17 protein-coding genes are annotated in these 17,715 nt (G+C 42.8%); 14 read left to right on the top strand and 3 right to left on the bottom strand.

Annotated elements, in window-relative coordinates; all coding sequences use genetic code 11:
* The first annotated feature begins 25 nt into the window (after positions 1-25).
* Both N480_RS17440 and N480_RS17435 read left to right on the top strand, forming a co-directional pair.
* The gene (locus N480_RS17440; protein ID WP_063373723.1) at positions 26-2,713 is read left to right on the top strand and encodes an ATP-binding protein; all 2,688 of its coding nucleotides are present in this window, start codon (positions 26-28) and stop codon (positions 2,711-2,713) included.
* Between the two features lie 44 nt (positions 2,714-2,757).
* Positions 2,758-3,165 (top strand): hypothetical protein, encoded by a 408-nt coding sequence (locus tag N480_RS17435; protein ID WP_063373722.1) that lies wholly within the window; start codon positions 2,758-2,760, stop codon positions 3,163-3,165.
* A gap of 88 nt (positions 3,166-3,253) precedes the next feature.
* Here N480_RS17435 and N480_RS17430 read toward each other — a convergent pair whose 3' ends face one another.
* Positions 3,254-4,579: a hypothetical protein gene (locus tag N480_RS17430; protein ID WP_063373721.1), complete on the bottom strand. Its 1,326-nt coding sequence runs from the start codon at positions 4,577-4,579 to the stop codon at positions 3,254-3,256.
* A gap of 342 nt (positions 4,580-4,921) precedes the next feature.
* Positions 4,922-6,004 carry an endonuclease NucS domain-containing protein gene (locus N480_RS17425; RefSeq protein WP_063373720.1) on the bottom strand — a complete coding sequence of 361 codons (1,083 nt, stop codon included), beginning with the start codon at positions 6,002-6,004 and terminating at the stop codon, positions 4,922-4,924.
* 374 nt (positions 6,005-6,378) lie between these two features.
* Between N480_RS17425 and N480_RS17420 the strand changes: the two genes are divergently transcribed.
* The 12 genes from N480_RS17420 to N480_RS17370 all read left to right on the top strand — a co-directional run bounded on the left by N480_RS17420 (position 6,379) and on the right by N480_RS17370 (position 16,041).
* Positions 6,379-7,398 carry a hypothetical protein gene (locus tag N480_RS17420; protein ID WP_063373719.1) on the top strand — a complete coding sequence of 340 codons (1,020 nt, stop codon included), beginning with the start codon at positions 6,379-6,381 and terminating at the stop codon, positions 7,396-7,398.
* 114 nt (positions 7,399-7,512) lie between these two features.
* Complete coding sequence (locus N480_RS17415) at positions 7,513-8,673, top strand: hypothetical protein (protein ID WP_063373718.1); 1,161 nt, start codon at positions 7,513-7,515, stop codon at positions 8,671-8,673.
* Positions 8,666-9,046 (top strand): hypothetical protein, encoded by a 381-nt coding sequence (locus N480_RS17410; protein WP_063373717.1) that lies wholly within the window; start codon positions 8,666-8,668, stop codon positions 9,044-9,046. The genes N480_RS17415 and N480_RS17410 overlap by 8 nt, the downstream gene beginning before the upstream one ends.
* A gap of 7 nt (positions 9,047-9,053) precedes the next feature.
* Positions 9,054-9,992, top strand: coding sequence for a capsid protein (locus N480_RS17405; RefSeq protein ID WP_231102281.1), 939 nt, complete (start codon positions 9,054-9,056; stop codon positions 9,990-9,992).
* A gap of 53 nt (positions 9,993-10,045) precedes the next feature.
* Positions 10,046-10,516: a phage protein Gp36 family protein gene (locus N480_RS17400; RefSeq protein ID WP_063373715.1), complete on the top strand. Its 471-nt coding sequence runs from the start codon at positions 10,046-10,048 to the stop codon at positions 10,514-10,516.
* Between the two features lie 3 nt (positions 10,517-10,519).
* Positions 10,520-10,942, top strand: coding sequence for a phage virion morphogenesis protein (locus tag N480_RS17395; protein ID WP_063373714.1), 423 nt, complete (start codon positions 10,520-10,522; stop codon positions 10,940-10,942).
* Between the two features lie 14 nt (positions 10,943-10,956).
* Positions 10,957-11,394, top strand: coding sequence for a phage tail terminator protein (locus N480_RS17390; protein ID WP_063373713.1), 438 nt, complete (start codon positions 10,957-10,959; stop codon positions 11,392-11,394).
* On the top strand, positions 11,391-11,552 hold the full coding sequence (locus N480_RS25415; protein ID WP_155732888.1) for a hypothetical protein: 162 nt from the start codon (positions 11,391-11,393) through the stop codon (positions 11,550-11,552). Before N480_RS17390 ends, N480_RS25415 begins: the two co-directional genes overlap by 4 nt.
* On the top strand, positions 11,549-12,445 hold the full coding sequence (locus N480_RS17385; protein ID WP_063373712.1) for a hypothetical protein: 897 nt from the start codon (positions 11,549-11,551) through the stop codon (positions 12,443-12,445). Before N480_RS25415 ends, N480_RS17385 begins: the two co-directional genes overlap by 4 nt.
* Before the next feature lie 5 nt (positions 12,446-12,450).
* Complete coding sequence (locus N480_RS17380; protein WP_063373711.1) at positions 12,451-12,777, top strand: hypothetical protein; 327 nt, start codon at positions 12,451-12,453, stop codon at positions 12,775-12,777.
* Between the two features lie 20 nt (positions 12,778-12,797).
* Positions 12,798-13,139: a DUF1799 domain-containing protein gene (locus N480_RS17375; protein ID WP_063373710.1), complete on the top strand. Its 342-nt coding sequence runs from the start codon at positions 12,798-12,800 to the stop codon at positions 13,137-13,139.
* Positions 13,099-16,041 carry a tape measure protein gene (locus N480_RS17370; RefSeq protein ID WP_063373709.1) on the top strand — a complete coding sequence of 981 codons (2,943 nt, stop codon included), beginning with the start codon at positions 13,099-13,101 and terminating at the stop codon, positions 16,039-16,041. Before N480_RS17375 ends, N480_RS17370 begins: the two co-directional genes overlap by 41 nt.
* 120 nt (positions 16,042-16,161) lie before the next feature.
* On the opposite strand, the gene N480_RS17365 is transcribed toward N480_RS17370, so the two are convergent.
* Positions 16,162-17,664 (bottom strand): serine/threonine-protein kinase, encoded by a 1,503-nt coding sequence (locus tag N480_RS17365; RefSeq protein WP_063373708.1) that lies wholly within the window; start codon positions 17,662-17,664, stop codon positions 16,162-16,164.
* Positions 17,665-17,715: the final 51 nt, after the last annotated feature.

Genomic DNA, 17,715 nt, shown 5'->3' with positions numbered 1-17,715 from the left:
CCCTTGCAAGAAGGAATTCTTCGCTATGTTGAAGTCAAGGATTATAGCCTCTGCTTTGATATTACAGAGCGGAATATGCCAAGCGTTAGACTTTGAGCACCTTAATGGTGTAGCTCAAGATCAGAATGATTATATGTATTTCTCTTCGCATGAAGGCGTTTTGAAATACGATGGAGAGCACATTGTTAAGCTGAACGAAGTTACCGCGCTGCCTGCTGGCTCAGCACGAGACTTAGAAATAAGCGAAACAAATATTGCTTATGTTTTGTATTCTTCGGGGCAAATTTGGTCACTAGATTTAAATACATACGAAGCAAACCTTTTTGCCGAGACTGATGCTCACAACATAGAAGTTACCCACGACGCCTTATTCACTCAAGAGGATTATCAGGTTCTTGAGTATGACCTTGCAACGGGCCAATACGGGGCGAGAATATCTGGTCAAGAAAGGCTGATAGACCTTGAGTCTAAATATGACAATGTATACGGCTTAACTGAAAAAGGCCTATATCAGATCAATAATGGTCGTTCTTATAAGGTCATAGACCAAGAAATCAAAAATGGTGATCTTGAAGTCACACCACACGGCGCAATATTTTTTGCCGACGACCATTTAAAATACTACTCCCAACTACAAGACAGCAGCATCACAAACTACAACGTAAAACGCGCAGACAACTTAACCTATGTAGCTCCTTATGTGGTTTATTATACAGACGGTGACGAAGTTAACGAGGTGTCTTTATCAACATTGGAAGTTGCAAGAACCAAGATTAACTCAAGTCGTAAAACGTACTTATCGCTATTTGCTGACAACAACGAAAAGCTTTGGGGTTTAAACATAAACGAGTTTGGCATAGTCGAAGGTAATACGCGCATTACCAATCTGGGTTTTGGCTCAAAGTACAATATTATTGAACGCGTTGGTAAAGATTGGTGGATAGGCACCACAAAAGGTGTGTACGTAAACGGGAAACCAATCGAATGGCTCAACGTTGAAATTGGCGAGGGTAAAGACTTTGAAGTAACGGCCTTTTCTCACTTTGCCGGAAAAGTGATTGTTTCAACTGACGTTGGTGCTTTTGCTGTTGATACCGAAAGGCGCAGCGTAGACAAGCTCTACGGCGGTTATGTAATCAACTCGTCTGTTATTGCTGAGTTTTTGTATCTTGCGACAGATGAAGAAGCCGTTGTTAAGTTTAATTCGAAATTAAAGTATGAAGAATTTAATAACAATTCCATGCTATCAAGCCATGAAATACTTGGTGTAACAGAGATTGGTGGCGAGTTATATATTAGCACTGCTGCTGGCCTTGACCGAATCGACTCTCCGAGATCAGTCTACAGAGAATACCAGGGCACTTCTAAAGTAGCCGATGTTGCGATACTAGATGGCGTGCTGTTTATGGCCACTTACGGTGAAGGCTTATTAAAAAAGGTCGACGGCAATTGGGTTAAAGTCCCCTCACCTGAATATATTAAAGAAATTGTAGAAGTACGGGACGTACTCTACTTGTTAACTAATAACGGCATTCACACCATCGCCAAAGACCAAGATTCATCAAGGCTAATAAGAGAAACGAAAGACCATTCATTCATGATTGGAAGCGTTCGAGTTGCCGACAATGTAGTAATTGCTGTGAGTGATAGCGCGTTTATTGAAATGACAAACTTTAAAGAGCAATCAATAGCGCCTCCAGTAGTAAGCTATGTGAGTACAAATGAGGGCTTCGTTCTCGATAAAGACGCGTTAGAGATAAACCAGAAAGACTGGGTCAATATTGCGATCACCAACCTTCAGTACCAGCACAACGAAGGAGTTAGGTACGAATACCGCTTAAATGAGGGCAGTTGGGTAAAATTGTTGAGCCCTATGATTCAGCTTAACAACCTATTCCCGGAGCATTATGAAGTTCAGTTCAGACAAGTTGTTGGCAATGTAGCAAGCGAACCCGCTAGTTATGTGTTTGAGGTTCGTTCACACTGGTACAACTCCCCTACTGCAATGGTCGTTTACATAGTTGTTCCCCTGATTCTGGCGATGGCGATTGCTTTGTTTATTTATTTTTGGGTTCAGTCATTCCGAAGAGTGTTTCGTCAAAACGAGCACAAACGACAAAGTAGTAACTTAGGGCAAATAGCGATGCTTGTAGAGCAAGGTAAAGCTTTAGTCAGTTCCGGTGATGACACGATGTTTACCGAGGGGCTTGTTAAGTTCGACAAAGTATCAGAACTAATTACGCCGATTGTGAACAGCGGCCCATACCTTGGCGAGCAACGATTGCTAGCTGGTTTAGATTTACTACAAGTGCAGTCGAGCTTGCAGGCAAAAATTAAAGTTAACTTTGAAGCTGTGATTGGCAACGTAAAGCTAGACCCGCAATTAGAGCGCGACATTTACGCTGTTGTTTATCATGGCCTTCATAACGCAGTGCATCACTCAGAAGGCTCTGAGGTTAACGTATTCGTGCACAAGCTTAGATCTAAAATTCACGTGAACATTGAAGACGACGGCATTGGCATACCGCTACGTTCTCGCCTCCACTTCGGCGAAGGCCTATACAAAATGAGCGATGTAGCTAAGTCATACAAAACCAAGTTTAAGCTTAAGTCGTCGCGCAAAGGTACTAAGATTCAAATCGTCTTCCCGCTTATTGAAAGAGATAGAAAGAGTAAGGAAGATATTGAGAGAGAGATTAGGGAGAGGATGTGATATCCAATGCCTTATTTTGGAGTTTTTTAAGATGGGAGTAAATAATGAACCAAGTCATAGATGATACGAAAAAGCCAACAAACGAACAGCAAGATAGATTATTATCCAATTTAGTCAAGATAGTAAATAAGTCGTCATTAGAAATGAGCATCATATTGTTCACGCCAAGCGGTGTAATGTGTGGTCAAATGATAAGTGCTAAAAGATACTTTGAAGAAACAGGAGCTTTGTTAGACGATGGTTTTAAGCGTAGTTTTCCCGACTTTGAAGCTGATAAAGATTTGAGCCAAGTGCTATCGGCTGCACATGACAATCCATTATTTAAGGATGGATACATCCACCTTCTGAGTTATAAGCTAATTGATGCTAAAGGAAATATTTCTAACTTTGATAACTGTCTTTGGCGTGGAAAGTTATCTGAAATTGCAGGATTTACTTTAGGTAACTTTTGATTTGTATAGCCGCATTTAGCGGCTTACAAAGAAAATTTTGCTCGAAGGTTTTACCTTAGCGCCATAAATTGTAGAAACCTAAACGTGGCTATCGTGTAATACGATGCCAAATGTAGGCAGGCCTTTTTTTTAAGTTTTGTTGCTTCGAAATAGCGGGAAAGGCCTCATTTAAACCAGAAGATACTGATGTCATGATCGCGGGAAATAATGGTATGGTTGAGCCAGTCGCTATTGCAGCGGACAACCCAACTAAGCTTCCTAAAACCCCTTTTGTACCAGAGCTTGATATTGAGTTGACGTTGTCCCTTATTTCATCAACTTGTGGAAGTATTTCCTTATGAAAAAGTTTTTGTGCTTTTTTTTCAAAGTTTTCCGGCTGAACGGAACTCAACTCATCTGAAATGCAAAGTAACGAGTAATTAAACCTTTCAAATGCTGTCGAAAATTTATTTCTTAATTCTAGTATTGTTTTAGGAGAGTCAATATTTATAAAGCTGTTGTTAGCTTTTAAAAATCTTGCAGGTATACTCCCTCTACTGCCCTCTAGTTCCCCGGCCATACTCAAGAGTTCTGACTCGAATGCTGATTCCGTTACGTAAGTGTGCCCTATTTTTTCAGCTATAGATGATTCATTGTAAATGTTGCTCAATCGGCTGCGCATGGCTTGGTTAATAGATTGATAAGCCCATGCACTAAATTGACTTTTACTTAAATCGATATTCGGATCCCATGTTTTTCTGAGAGACATATAACCATCTTCTTTATCCGGCAATTTTCGAACAGTTTCATACTTGTATACGCATACTCCTGAAACCCAGTAGTCGTTCTTAAAGCCGACCTTTAATGCTGGCTTTCTATACTGGTAAGCATCTTCGTTTAGGACAAGTAATGCGCCTTCGTCATCAATATCTACAGAATTTAAGACAGCATTACTATGTATAAAATCATGTACTTCTTCAGGAATGCTGGACTTAAATGCATCATCAGATACTAAGAAAGGTATATCATTGTTGGGTTTGTTAAAATATGACAATGGTATAACTTTTAAATAATTTGCTCTTATCAAGCAAAATGCCCATTCAAAAAACTTTAACCCTTCTTCAATACGTTGCCGACTTACCAAATTAGAAGAAGTTACTAGTGGATCATCAACAACTACAGAGTCGTACACTAAAGTAGAAGATAATATATTTTCGTTACTACTGGTTGTTGAGCCTGTACCGAATAATGCGTTTAATTTATCAGTTGCGATATGATCTTGTATTTCAGAGTCAGCGACGCTTATCCTTGACGCATTATAATGACAAAGCATTCTAGATAGCTCTTTTTCCGGAATTTTACTTATATCACAAGCACGACCAGAGCTTGATATTAATCCAGATTCAATCAACAAATCTAATGAAAGGTTGCTCAAAATACACTCCTCGCTTTTACTATTTTATATAATCTAATTGTTAACTTACTCATCTAAACTGAGTTTGCTCAAAAATTATCTAAAAGAGATTTTATTGCTTTTACCGCTTTCAAAGGCGTTTCTGTAAGCCCCTCTGTAGGTTTTAAATTATCAAACACATATTGTATTGGAGCTAACCTAAACCAAACGTCTGGTCATCAAGGACATCAGTAACCGGACACCAAGAGAGGACAATCCACTTTATGGAAGAGCTTGGTTATTGAAATGGGGCCCACTTTGTGAATTAAGTAGGAACGTTTAATGGAAACCCATATTCTATACAAGTTCCCCCAAGAGCTTAAATTAAGCTAGAAACTCTTTCTTAACAAATTCGAGAGTAGCTTCATGTTGTAGTTTGCACACTACATTTTGATTTGCAAAAACTCCTTTGAAAGTCTTAGCATCGTTTGAAGGAAAAGTTTTAATCCACTCTACTTTTACTACATACTCAGACATTTGTTCATCATCGCTGTTGTTTCCTGGTTGTTTCGCTTTTAGGTCACAATCTAAAAGTGGTGTTCCTTCATTGGTCAAACAGTCTCTTATCATCATCGATTTACTCTTGATTTCTCCATATCCCACGTAGCCTAATCCCTTCATGTAAGCAAAGATTTTGTCACCAATACTTAATCTTTTTAGACCTCTAGAGTAAACTTGTCCTTGGCCTGCACTTATGTAACCAAACTTCATGTTATCTTCCCACGTCCTATGAAGCCCCTCTCCTACATTGACAAACCAATAACCTGACCAATCAGGCTTTACTGCGTTAAATCTTTGTTTTACTTCTTTCTTAGTTATGTAGTCTCTAGCTTCTGGCAAAGGCACTATTGTTTCAGGTTTGATAAAGAGTTCGTCGTCAACATCTAAATACGGAGCCAAGCGCGTACATTGAATATCTAGTCCAAATTCGCGAAGCCATAAAACCGCAGAAATTACTTCAGAATTAAACTCTTTAGAAACAAGGATTATTCGTTGTTTAGAGTTCAAAGTCTCAATGTCTGCATCTATAAACTCTTCAATGCTTTTTTTGGCTTCCTTAAGCTCAGCGGCCTTATATTCTGCAAACACTCTATAGATTTCATCTGGCAAAAAGTTTGATACGCTGGATGCATATTTAATAGCCTGCCACTCTACTGCGCTTCCAGAGTCATCCCTTTTTAATTCAATAACTACTAGAGAAGCGGATTTGTCTAAGCAAAGCAGATCTAATCTTTTTCCTGATGGTAAAGTAACCTCCTTACCAATAATCAAAAGATCTTCACCTAGAATTTGCGGGGTTTTATCAATCCACTCTTGTATATCAAATCGTTCTTTGATTCCCAAGCTTGCAAAATTAACTGGTTTTAATGGGATTAGTTTTTTGTCTTCAATATTAACTTTATACATAACGGTAACTTTCTTATTATCTGACCAATTCCTTAGAACTATAAAATAACATTTATTCAGAACCTTAGGAATAATCTATTTAAACCCAATGTGTTTATAGGTGTATGATGTGCTTTTCTAGATTAGTAAAATGAGAAGACCAAATTACTAATAGTTTCTTAAAACCGACTGTACGGCTCTAGAAGTGCTAAAGATTAAATTTATGTGGGTAGTTGCTTTCCAAAACGCTTTAAACAAACTGAGGCGTTTTTAAAGCGGTTTTAAACATGGTTTCAATCTGGATTACGGGCTTGTTTCTAGAATGAGAGGTAACTTTGCTTGGGGAAGTTACCACAACTCCGCTATAACCCACTGTGTATTTAAAGGAATTGCCAATGAACTTGTTCGTATTTATGTTTTTATCATGCACAGCCCTGTTGATCGGCTTAATTCATATAATTGCAAAACCTAAAAAGCCTATCGAATATTTACAACTTTCGGGCGACTCACATTTAGCTAAACAACCCCCTTTCTTGCTTGCATTGGGTATTCCTCTGGTACTGTTTTTATCCTTTGGAAGTGTTGTATGGCAAGGCTATAATTTTGAACCAAGTGCAGCAGCCTACGAAAAGTTCCTAGAACTGAGCCAGTTACCAATCATGCTTTTTGCACTTGCAATACCTGCTACTGTTATTGTTGCAAGAGCGCATGCAACAGAACAGTCAGCTCTAAATATTAAAACTGACATTGAAAAATCAAAGCTAGAGTTTATCTCGAAGCTAATTGAAAATACGGAAGATATTTTATATGAAAAAGACATTAATACAGATGAAAAAACACTAAGTAATGATTCAAAAAAGTGGGTAATGTGCGCCAATAACCTAATCAACATTATGTATCAATATCGCCAATTAGAGCTAAAAACACCCAAAGCTCTGTGCTTCTCCTTGATAGAGTCACTTCGAACTGAGTTTTATTATCAACTTTCATACAAACATCGAGGTGCTTCACTTCCACCGCATTTCTTCTGTGGATTGGAAGATTGGGAAGAAGTGTATGAGAATGAAGAATGTATTGTTGAAACTATAGCTCTAGGCAAGGGGAAACAAAGGCTAACTTGGGGAGGATATACAAACTCAAAAGAAAACCTTTCAAGGCTAGCGCCTACATTCACTGATAAACTTATTGACAAAAAAGGAATTTTCGTTATTTATGAATTTATAATGGCTCCGAAAATCGACTCAATTTTTGAACATTCTAGAGCTGCAAGCTCTTTAAGGGAATTCAAAATGAGTTATTACAAAGTTGATGCAGACTATGAAGGCAGAATTGAAGAAGGGGCAATTAAATTCCTCAAAGCACAAAAAAATTTCAAAAATGACATTGAACAGTTGTGTATCAATTCTGTAAGTTAATTTTGTTTGCTTACATAAGTATCTTAGGTAATTAATATGTAAAACATTTTACGCCTAATTTCTTATTCCTCCACCGCTATTCTGAGCTCATTGATACAACGATGAGCACCCACAATGGAAAACACTGAGTTTGACTGGTACGAGATTTTTACTGCCGGCACCCACACCGACTCAAATGGCAATACCCAAGAGTTTACCGCCGCAGATTTAGACTCTGTGGTCACAAACTTTATCCCTAAGACTAGCCCTTTGGTCATTGGGCACCCTAAGACTAACGACCCTGCATGGGGTTGGGTTAGCGACTTAAAAGTCGAGGACGGTAAGTTGTTTGCCAAAGCCGAAGACGTAGCTACTGAGTTTGCAGATGCGGTCGAAGCAAAACGTTACCCCAATCGCAGTGTGCGTTTAGAGGGAGAACCTGGTAACTACTTTTTGGGTCACGTTGGTTACTTGGGTGGCAAAGCTCCCGCTGTTGCTGGCATGCCCTGGCAATTTAACGAAGACACGAAAGGCGCTGTATTTGAGTTTGCAGCCAATGAAGCCAGCGAGCGCGTTGAAGATGTTGCAATGCAAACCGCGCGTTTAGTTACCGACTTTATGAGTCACTTTCGTGAGTGGGTGATTGAGCAGCACGACCTAGATACCGCAAACCGCCTCATTCCAAATTGGGAAGCCGACTGGCTTAACCGCAAAACCATCATCGCTGAACACGAACAAGACAAACAGCGCACAGGCAACCATGCCTTTAGCGCCCCTTCCAATAACCCCGAGGAACAAGAAGTGAGTGACAAAACTAAAAACGAACCCACCGACACCGAGAAAGCATTGCAGGCCAAACTGGACGCGGCGAACAAGCGTAACGCTGAACATGAATTCAACCAACGTAAGTTTGATGCGCAAACGTTTATTGATACCAAGGTCAATGGTGGCAATGCCCCGCGTATCACCAAAACAGATGGCTTGGCCGAATTCATGGCCCACCTTGAAACAGACAGTGCCAACACATTTGAATTTGCCGCAAGTGATGGCAACCAAACCTCGTCAGCCAATCCCGCTGAGTACTTTAAAACCTTGCTGCTTTCATTGCCCGAGCAAAGTGGGCTTACCAAAGAGTTCAGCCGCAAAGACGACAACGAAGAAACCGAGATTGATAACTCGGCTGATGCATTGGCTCAAAGAGCGATGGAATATCAGCACGCGCAGTCTCAAAAAGGCATTACGGTTAGCGTGAGCGCAGCCCTTAGCCATGTAAAAAAGGAGGATAGCAATGGCTAATCCTGGATTTATTCAAAACTTTACGGCCTCTGGCGACGTTGGACAGTTTAGAGTCGCTGTTTATACCGGCGCTGACTTTGAAGTGACGCAAGCCTCTGGTAGCGATATCGCCATTGCGGGTGTGACTGAATGGGGGAAGAACATATCAGGGCGAGTTGATGTCGTTATGACACAACTGGCCAGTATTGAGTACGGCGGTGACATTCTCGCAGGAGATACGCTGGTCCCCGACACTGAAGGCAGAGCCATCAAGTTGGATATGAGTGCCAAAACTGAAGATGCCGAAGTGTGGACCATAGGCGTTGCCCAAGAAAGCGGCAAGCTTGGAACCATCGGCACAACCACTGTTACCCCTCAGTTAATCGTGAAATAGGAGTGAGATGATGAGTCACGGAATGCCCTTTACCCCAGACATAGAGCAAACGGCCATTGCCATTGCGTATCACAACAGGCGGATGATTGCAGACGACGTATGCCCCCGCATACCAGTTGGCAAGCGCACGTTTCAGTATCGCACTTACGACAAAGCTGAACGTATGACCATCCCAAATACGCGTGTTGGCCGTAAGTCTGCCATTAATCAGGTTGAATTTACCACCGAAGAAGGCAGCGCATCTTGCGAAGATCATGGTCTTTCGGATGTTGTGCCAAATTCAGATATTAAAGAAGCGCCACATAACTACAACCCGTTACATCATGCCACCGAAGGTATCTCTGATTTAATGCTGTTAGCGCGCGAAGTTCGCGTGGCCGAGTTATTTAAAGACCCCACCAACTACGGCTATCACTATGAACTTGGTAAAGGAGGTTTAAAATTCTTAGATGATGACAACCTCGATATTTTGCAGTTCTTTCAAGAGCTCATAGATGACATGTTAGTTACGCCAAATCACATGACGTTACCTCGCAAAATCCTAACTAAGCTGCGCTCATGTAAGCATGTGATTAAAGCGTATAACGGCTCACTGGGTGACAGCGGCCTCGTACCTATTGGGTTTATCCAGGACACTTTAGGCATAGACAAAGTGCACGTAGGTGAAGCTTGGGTAAACACGGCCAAAAAAGGCGAAACCCCCAATTTTATTGAGGCATGGGGCAATGACCACATTAGCCTGACTCGCTCCGACCCATTAGCCAGTGCGAACAATGGCCGTATGACCTTTGCCTTTACGGCCCAATTTGGCGACCGGATATCTGGTAGGCGTGATGTGGCTGCGGGCCTTGATGGTGCCATTGAAGTGATGGTGGGTGAAAAGGTCAAAGAGCTTTCTATCGCAAAAGACTACGGCATGATTTTAACCAATCTACTTACACCCTAATTAGCCATTAACTCCCTGTGGGGCTTCGGCCCCTTTACCTTAAGGACAACACGATGTTTGTAAATGCACAGCACACAATCAGTACAATTGGGTTAAGTCGCTTGCTGGAGTTTGCCAATGGCACATTTGCCCTTGCGTATGACGCCCAGCAAATCACTGAAGATGATTTAAACAAAGCCTTGTTGGCCACACCAGAAACAGACATTCAAACCACCCTTTTAAACTGGTTTAACACCGCTTCAACTAACGTGAATAACACCATCATGGGTTATGTGGCAAAGCTTGAACTCACACAAGCTGAAGTGGATGCCTCCCCTTTGCTGGGTATTGCCGCCGACTTGATGCGCTATGAGCTATGTAACAACGATGCCGACGAAGGGCTAATGACCAGGCGTAAAAACGCCATGCTAGAGCTTGGCAAAATTGAATCTGGGACCATTCAAATTAAAGCGCCCTCGCCTATGGCCTCTGGCCCTATTCAAACCAAGCCTTTGGCTAGCAACTTTGATTGGCAAAGGTACTAAGTCATGGCGGGCGTATTCATTGATATTTCGGGCGATGCGTTAGAGAAGTTGCAAGTGCTCAATCGTAAAAGCCAAGTCCCTGAAGATGTGTTGGATGACATTGGCGCATTTTTAGATATGGACGTGACAACCCGCTTTTTAAACGAACTGGCACCAGATGGCACTCGCTGGGAACAATCAGAAGCCGCAAAAGCGCGCAAAGGATTAACGCTGACCGACCAACGTAACTTAGCTGGCTCTGTCACACACAATGTTGAGGGCGATGAATTGGTGCATGGCTTGGGTGAAGAATACGCTGCCATACATCACTTTGGGGGCAAAACAGGCCGTGGCCATGCCATTACACTCCCTGCTCGCCCAATCATTGGCATAGAGCAATATCAAGCCGGTGCCATTGTTGAAACGCTTACGGGCTGGCTGGTTTAAACGGAGTTTAAAGCATGTTTAATTTTGATTTAAACCACATTGAAAAGGCTTTAAATAACGCGCGCATTGCCAAAGTGGGTTTTGCACAAGACTTTAACCAGGCGCGCAGTAAACCCGTGCAAGCGCCTTTGTTATATGTATTGCCACTCGATGAAGACTATCAGCCAACGAACAGCATTACAGGCCAAGACGAATATGCCGTAACGGAACTGTTTGCGGTGATGATTGTTATCCCTTGTCTTAGCGCAAATAGAAAAACCGACCAGCGAATTGAAACACTCCGCGAGCGAGTCAAAACGGCGCTGGCTGGCCTTACCTTTACGCCCTATGAGCCCATTAAGCTGCATCGAGGTCGTATGGTTGAGCTCAACGTCCAAACCAATAACCTCATTTACCAGTGCCAGTTTTCAGTGAGTGGGCACATAACCATCAACACCAAGGAACCAACATGAAAGCCAATAAAGCAGACGAACAACCACCAAAACCGAGCAGCCCAACGGAGATTGCACAGCAAGTGCAACACGCCCTTAAACAAAGTGGCAATCGCAGCAATGCCGCTGGTGCTTTTATTCTCGATGGCGATACCATTAAACCAGGAGCAAGCAAATGAGCTGGCGATTTAAAGATAGGCTAATTATGGCCGACTCACTCGGCACCACCCTCACTGGCAACCATGCGATATACGCCAGTGAAGTGGAATTTAACATTGAGGCCGAAACCGAAAAAGACGACATAGAGCGCGCGTATTCTGGCGCGAGCATGGAGATTATCTATGGCGAGCATGTGACGCTGAACTTTAAAACGCCCTTGGCCATGAGTGGCAGCGCAGGCTCTGCCCCCGCCATAGCGCCACTGCTGTTGGCGTGCGGCATGGTGCAAGTATCCAGTGCCAATGCGGTTACATTCACCAAAGGCGCTGCCACCAAAGCCACGTGTTTAATGCGCTTTGGGCAAAACACACATCAAATCTCTGAGATGTTAGGCACGTTCAGCATTAACCTTGAAAAAGGCCAGCCCATGATTAACTGGCAATTTAAAGGTTTGTTCAGTGCACCCATACAATCCAGCGCCCCTCCTGCCACGGATTGGTCCCGTTGGAAAAAGCCCTCAACGCTGGGCGTAACGAATAGCAGCGCATTCAAGCTCAATGGTCTTGCGCGCACCTTACACAAATTGACTATCGACGTAGGTAACAACGTGGTGTTTGACCGTGCCATTAATCATGAAGAAATCCTTATAACGGGCCATGAGTCTACCGCAAACATCATAGTCACCAGCGATTCCCTGTCCATCTTCAACCCGTTTGAATTGGCTGGGAGCATTCAGCCTTTTGAGTTTAACCACGGACAAGGCGCAGGCAACAAAGTAACGCTGTTAGGGCGTTTTCAAATGCCAACGCCCAAGTATGCAAGCTTAGAAAGCGAGCTCACAGGCTACGAACTGGACGCAAAGCTGGTGCCTTCAGACAGTGGCTTTGACGAATTAACCTTAGTATTTGAGTGATCCAAATGAAATTAAAAAAGTTATCTAAATTAAAAGACGCCACCATTCATGCGCCCATTCATTTTGAGTATGGTGGCGTAGAGTTTAAGTTCAACGCGCACATTAAATTGGTGCCTGAAAACGACATTGAAACGCTCACAAATCCGCAAAGCACAACAGATAAAGCCATCGTTGAGCAACTACTGATTGGTTGGGATGGCTTTATTGATGAAGGCAAAGACATCACCTTTTCAAAAGACGTACTAGACGAAATGCTGTGTTTTGGCGGCATTACTGGGCGGCTATCTGCCGAGTGTATAAATGCGCAGTATCGAGTACAAGAAAAAAACTAATCGACGTTGCTAGGTGGTTTGTGGGCGACCTAGCAACACACAGCAAACACTTAGACGATGATTTAGCCCATTTTGGTGCGCCGGTTGAGGTTGAAAATAGCAAAGCAGATTTATACGTACTCCCACAAAACTGGATGGCTGTTAAAGCGCTCTCAACGGCCAATACCCAATGGCAATACTGCAAAGATGGCATAGAGCTGGCCCTAGATTATGCCAGGGCAGAAATTGCTTGGCGCTATACCGACATTGCCCTCACCCCCACTGATTTTGACAAGCTCCAATTCTTAGAGCGCACTGTAATAGGATTACTAAGGCGACCCGATGAAAAACCAATTGAACCTAGCGCTTCGCTTAAAGTATGACGGTAAAGCCGTTACCGCCGGCACCCACAAAAACGTCCAAGACTTAAACCGGCTGCCTCATGCAATTCAAAATCAGGTCGCTGCGAATCAACGCTTAGGCGCAAGTCAGGCAAGAGTAATGCAGCAACAAACCGCCATGGGTAAACAACTTGGCGTATTACAATCCGGCTATGAGTTATTGGGGGTAACCCTCGCAGGTGTAGCATCCATTGGCACTGCCGCCATGTTTATTCGCGATACAGGAGCCGCGCAGCAATTAGACATACGCCTGCAAGGATTGACCGATTCTACGCGTGAATATCAACAAGTACAAAACTATCTATTTGAAACCGCAGATAGGCTCAATACCCAATACACCACCCTTGCAGATTCCTACTCGAAAATCCTTAACCTGCAACAAGTCGGCATTGTGACCCAGACACAAGGCAAAGCAATCCTTGAAGGCATGGCCAATGCTGCCGCTAAAACGGGCGCGAGTAACGTACAACTTGAGCAATCCTTGTTTGGTATGACACAAGGTATGACCGCAGGCGTATTGCGTGCAGAAGAACTCAACCAAGTCACCGAACCATTGCCTGGGCTTTTACAAAAGCTTGATAAAGCAGCGGGCGTGGCTGCAGGTGGCTTTAGGCAACTGGTCAACGATGGCCGTATCACCAGCCAAATGTTTAAACGCTATTTAATCAAAGCACTCAACGAGTATGCCGGTGCAGCAGAAGCCACTGAAGGCAAAATCAATGCCTCGTTCGCTGAAATGAGCAACGAGTATCAGCGCCTTATTCGTGAGTATGAAAAGCCCGTGAATTTTGCAGTAGTTGAAGTGGCCAATGCTGTGACCGCTGGAATGCGAGAACTACGCGAAAACAAAGAATTGGTTGAAGGGTTAACTACTTCGGCAACGGCTTTGGCGATTGTTATGGGTAGTAAATTGGCGGGGAGTGCTGCGAATGCGACTGCAGCCTTTACAGCAAAAACGTTAGCAACACACAAAGCACTGCAAGCGGAGCTACAGTTAGCTGCAGCACAACAACGCGCAGCGTTAGAAGCAAACCGACGTGCCGTGCAAGAACAAGCAGCTGCTAAGCGCCAACTGGCCATGGCAAATAATACAACACTTAGAGCCAAAGCGATCCATCAATTGGCCAGTGCAAATCAACGTGCAACGCTTTCGCAAAAGCAATTAAACGCGGCAACCGCCACTTATTCAGCGGTTTCTAAAAAAGCAGCGGTGTCTAGCCGAGTGCTAAGTCGTGCAATGCGTTTATTGGGTGGTCCTGTTGGGCTGGCCGTTACCGCGGGTTTAGCCATTGCCTATTTTGCTACTCAAGGCGATAAAGCCAGTACCAGCTCAAAAAGACTTGAAACACACCTTTATGACTTAGGTGATGCCTTTAACTCAGTAGGTAATATCAGCGCTAAAGCGCAAATTGCCTCGGCTTCAAAGCAAACCATCAACTACACAAACAACATTGAAAACGCATACAAACGCATTAAACAACTGCGCCAGCAAATGAATAATGCGGGCAGTGACCGCGCTAAGTTCACCTATCAAAACCAAATCGCAGGCATTGAGCGCTACATCAACGAGCAAGCAAAGCTTCGCGCCGAGTCCATGAAAACTGCTGCACAAGCCGCAAACCTACAACAAAACCTCAAAGCGCTGGACTGGAAGCAAATAGCAGACAATGCCAAACAAGCGACGAATGCCCTACCCCAAAACATTCAGCAGCTGCAGCTTTCACTACTGGGTGAAGAAGCCAGGCTAAAAGCCAGCTATAAAAAGCGCAAAGAAATGGTCATTCAAGCACGCGAAAACGACTTAGGTAACAAAGCTAAATACGACGCGATTTTAAAGCAGCTCGATACAAAACTGGATGCTGACCAACAAACCCTAATCAAAAAGCGCGAAGCTGAAAAAACGCGCCTCCAAAACCAAGCAGAAGAAAAACGCCGCAATGATTTACGTAAAGAATTAGAAGACCGGATCGCGCAAATCAAAGGCTTCACCAATCGCGAAGCCCTCGCCGCTTATGATAGCCAAGTACGCGTCGAAGAAGCCAAACAACAAGCGCGCATCGATGCCAAACGCAGGAGCATGCTTGGCCTTGCAGCAAATGACGAAGTCGGCGAAATCAAATACAACGCCGACAATCAAATTCGAAACCTAGAGCGCCAGCAAGAACTGAACGCGGCTAGAGGCTTTCATAGCCAACGTGAAGCCGATGAACACGCACACCAAGAACGATTGATGCAGGCGCGCACCCGTAATACCGGTGCCATGCAACAACACTTAATGGAGTTTGCAAACTGGGAGACGAAAAACGCCCGGGAGAAAACGTCCGCAGTAGTCGGCCTTGGCGCTGCAGGCTTTAAAGCGATGGCTGGGCAAAGCAAAACTGCGTTTAAACTCTACAAAGCTTTTGCTATTACTCAAGCCTTAATCAAAACCTATGAATCTGCAACGGGGTCTTTCGCGGCATTGGCCCCTATTCCAATCGTCGGCCCAGCCCTAGGTGCCGCTGCGGCAGCTGCGGCCATTGCCATGGGTATGCAACAAGTTCGGATGATAAAATCACAGCAACCCGCAGGTATCGCGCACGGCGGCCTAGACTACGTACCAAATGAAAGTACTTACGTACTACAGCGCGGCGAACGTGTCCTTTCACCAAAACAAAACGTCGAAATCAGCCATATGGCCAGACACTACAATACAGGCAACCGCCAAGCTGCAGGCCAAAATATGGTGATTAACATTACAAATCAGATCACAGTAGAAGGTGCAGCAAACGCCGAGCAAAGTAATGTGATCGGTGCAAACATTGCTCGGCAGATTGAGGCTGTGGTGGTTGAGAGCATAAGCTCTCGAGGGGCAGTGTTTAGAGCGATTTCATATACTGTGTAGGCTCGTTTCAAGTTAAATACTTTAATGTTTTAACAGTTTTTTAAGGATCAATTTATGTTGAATTTCCTTTTACCCGATAAAGGTTAGTCAATATTTGAATGTAATTATGAGATGACAAATCTAAAAAGCATTGGAAATGAAGTCAACAATACTATCAATGTCCAATGGTGATACATTTAGAGAATATATGTGCATAACCCCTATATTTTGTATTTCATTAACTAGCTCTCTAGAACTAAATGCAAATGGTTCTGGTTTATTATCATCAGGAGGTGCAAATGCGGAATGTGTGTTTTCTAGTAAAAACCAATCGCCGTAATCATCATTTTCAGATGCTACCAATAAAATATTCAAGCCTCTCTTATCAGATGAAACTATCCCGCCCCAAGCTAAAATATCTCTACCGTGTAGGGTTGGTTTCCTCAACAGAAGCTTATGTTCGCTCCTCAAACCGCCAACATATCTCTTTATTACATCAGAATCATCTAGCTTGTGAAACCATATTCTTACACTCTTTTGGTCAAATCTAATGTTGCTAGTTAAGTCTAAACCTCCCTTAGCTGAAACTTTATTCATATTCATTGTTGAGCCAGAACCAGAAACTTTGTTGAAATCATCAACAAACTCGTTTAATGGCTGAATGATTTCGTTTTTGAACTGAAAGTCTAAAATATCACTTTTTCTCTTAAGCTCTTTTTCTTTACTTTTTTCTGCTGACAGGGTCTCTTCAGCTTTTAAATCTCTCAATATTTTCTTTTGCAATATATTATCAATTGCTGATTTATGATCACCAACATTATGAGAGGCACAAATTAACTCTTGCCTAACCTCGTCCCACGTTTTAAAACGAGCATGTGGTCTTTTCGCCATCAGCTTATTGATAACAGCAGATACTTTTGGAGATATATTAGCATTTACGGTATTCAGAGCTTTAGGTACGGCGGTTAAGTGAGCTTGTTCCCAATCATCAGGTGTTCCGTAAGCATGTCGCATCCCGGCTATTTGATAAAACACATGACCAATAGAGTACATATCCATCTGAATTGTGTTGGTTTCCGCTCTGTAAGCTTCAGGAGCTATATAAGGATCAGTTCCCCATCCTTTAAATGTTTTAGAACGTGTTTTTTCTTCAGCTATTTTTGCTAAACCAAAATCGGCGATTTTAAATACACCTTTTTCAATAAAAATGTTATCTGGTTTAATATCTCTATGTACTAAGAATTTGTTCACAGCTTCCATTCCATCTATTATTTGATGAAATATTTCCAAACAAACACTCTCTTCCATAAACTCGTTTTGGGATAACAAAAAATCTTCCAATGAACCATCTTCAGCTAGGTCCATTATAAGGTAAGGTGTTCTTGGTTCAGATAACCCATCGTGAAAACCGCGGTAGCAAATGACATTTTCATGAGTGATTTTTTGAGCTTGTGCCCATTCGTTGATAAGGGAGCGGTAGTTATTATCGTCTGGTAAGAAATGTTGAAGTGACTTTAAAGCAAACTTTGAGTTTCCATTTTTTTCTTCAATGGAAAAAACATACCCCATACCTCCTTGCCCTAAAAATTTTGAAATAGTGTACTCTTTTCCCTGAAACACAATCGAATCATTAATTCTAAACATTTACTCTCCTTTATTTCTGATGAGCGTAGCGATACAATTTAATACTGAATA

It is taken from the genome of Pseudoalteromonas luteoviolacea S2607 (assembly GCF_001625575.1).
GTDB classification, from domain to species: domain Bacteria; phylum Pseudomonadota; class Gammaproteobacteria; order Enterobacterales; family Alteromonadaceae; genus Pseudoalteromonas; species Pseudoalteromonas luteoviolacea_E.
The sequence above is the reverse complement of the archived record's forward strand: the minus strand, read 5'-3'. Positions and strand labels throughout refer to the sequence as shown.

Bases quoted from the DNA above. Each gene is read 5' to 3' on its own strand.
- N480_RS17435 (WP_063373722.1), top strand. From the start codon at position 2,758: ATGAACCAAGTCATAGATGATACGAAAAAGCCAACAAACGAACAGCAA.
- N480_RS17390 (WP_063373713.1), top strand. From the start codon at position 10,957: ATGTTTAATTTTGATTTAAACCACATTGAAAAGGCTTTAAATAACGCG.
- N480_RS17410 (WP_063373717.1), top strand. From the start codon at position 8,666: ATGGCTAATCCTGGATTTATTCAAAACTTTACGGCCTCTGGCGACGTT.
- N480_RS17365 (WP_063373708.1), bottom strand. From the start codon at position 17,664: ATGTTTAGAATTAATGATTCGATTGTGTTTCAGGGAAAAGAGTACACT.
- N480_RS17395 (WP_063373714.1), top strand. From the start codon at position 10,520: ATGGCGGGCGTATTCATTGATATTTCGGGCGATGCGTTAGAGAAGTTG.
- N480_RS17370 (WP_063373709.1), top strand. From the start codon at position 13,099: ATGAAAAACCAATTGAACCTAGCGCTTCGCTTAAAGTATGACGGTAAA.
- N480_RS25415 (WP_155732888.1), top strand. From the start codon at position 11,391: ATGAAAGCCAATAAAGCAGACGAACAACCACCAAAACCGAGCAGCCCA.
- N480_RS17405 (WP_231102281.1), top strand. From the start codon at position 9,054: ATGATGAGTCACGGAATGCCCTTTACCCCAGACATAGAGCAAACGGCC.
- N480_RS17420 (WP_063373719.1), top strand. From the start codon at position 6,379: ATGAACTTGTTCGTATTTATGTTTTTATCATGCACAGCCCTGTTGATC.
- N480_RS17440 (WP_063373723.1), top strand. From the start codon at position 26: ATGTTGAAGTCAAGGATTATAGCCTCTGCTTTGATATTACAGAGCGGA.
- N480_RS17385 (WP_063373712.1), top strand. From the start codon at position 11,549: ATGAGCTGGCGATTTAAAGATAGGCTAATTATGGCCGACTCACTCGGC.
- N480_RS17380 (WP_063373711.1), top strand. From the start codon at position 12,451: ATGAAATTAAAAAAGTTATCTAAATTAAAAGACGCCACCATTCATGCG.
- N480_RS17415 (WP_063373718.1), top strand. From the start codon at position 7,513: ATGGAAAACACTGAGTTTGACTGGTACGAGATTTTTACTGCCGGCACC.
- N480_RS17425 (WP_063373720.1), bottom strand. From the start codon at position 6,004: ATGTATAAAGTTAATATTGAAGACAAAAAACTAATCCCATTAAAACCA.
- N480_RS17400 (WP_063373715.1), top strand. From the start codon at position 10,046: ATGTTTGTAAATGCACAGCACACAATCAGTACAATTGGGTTAAGTCGC.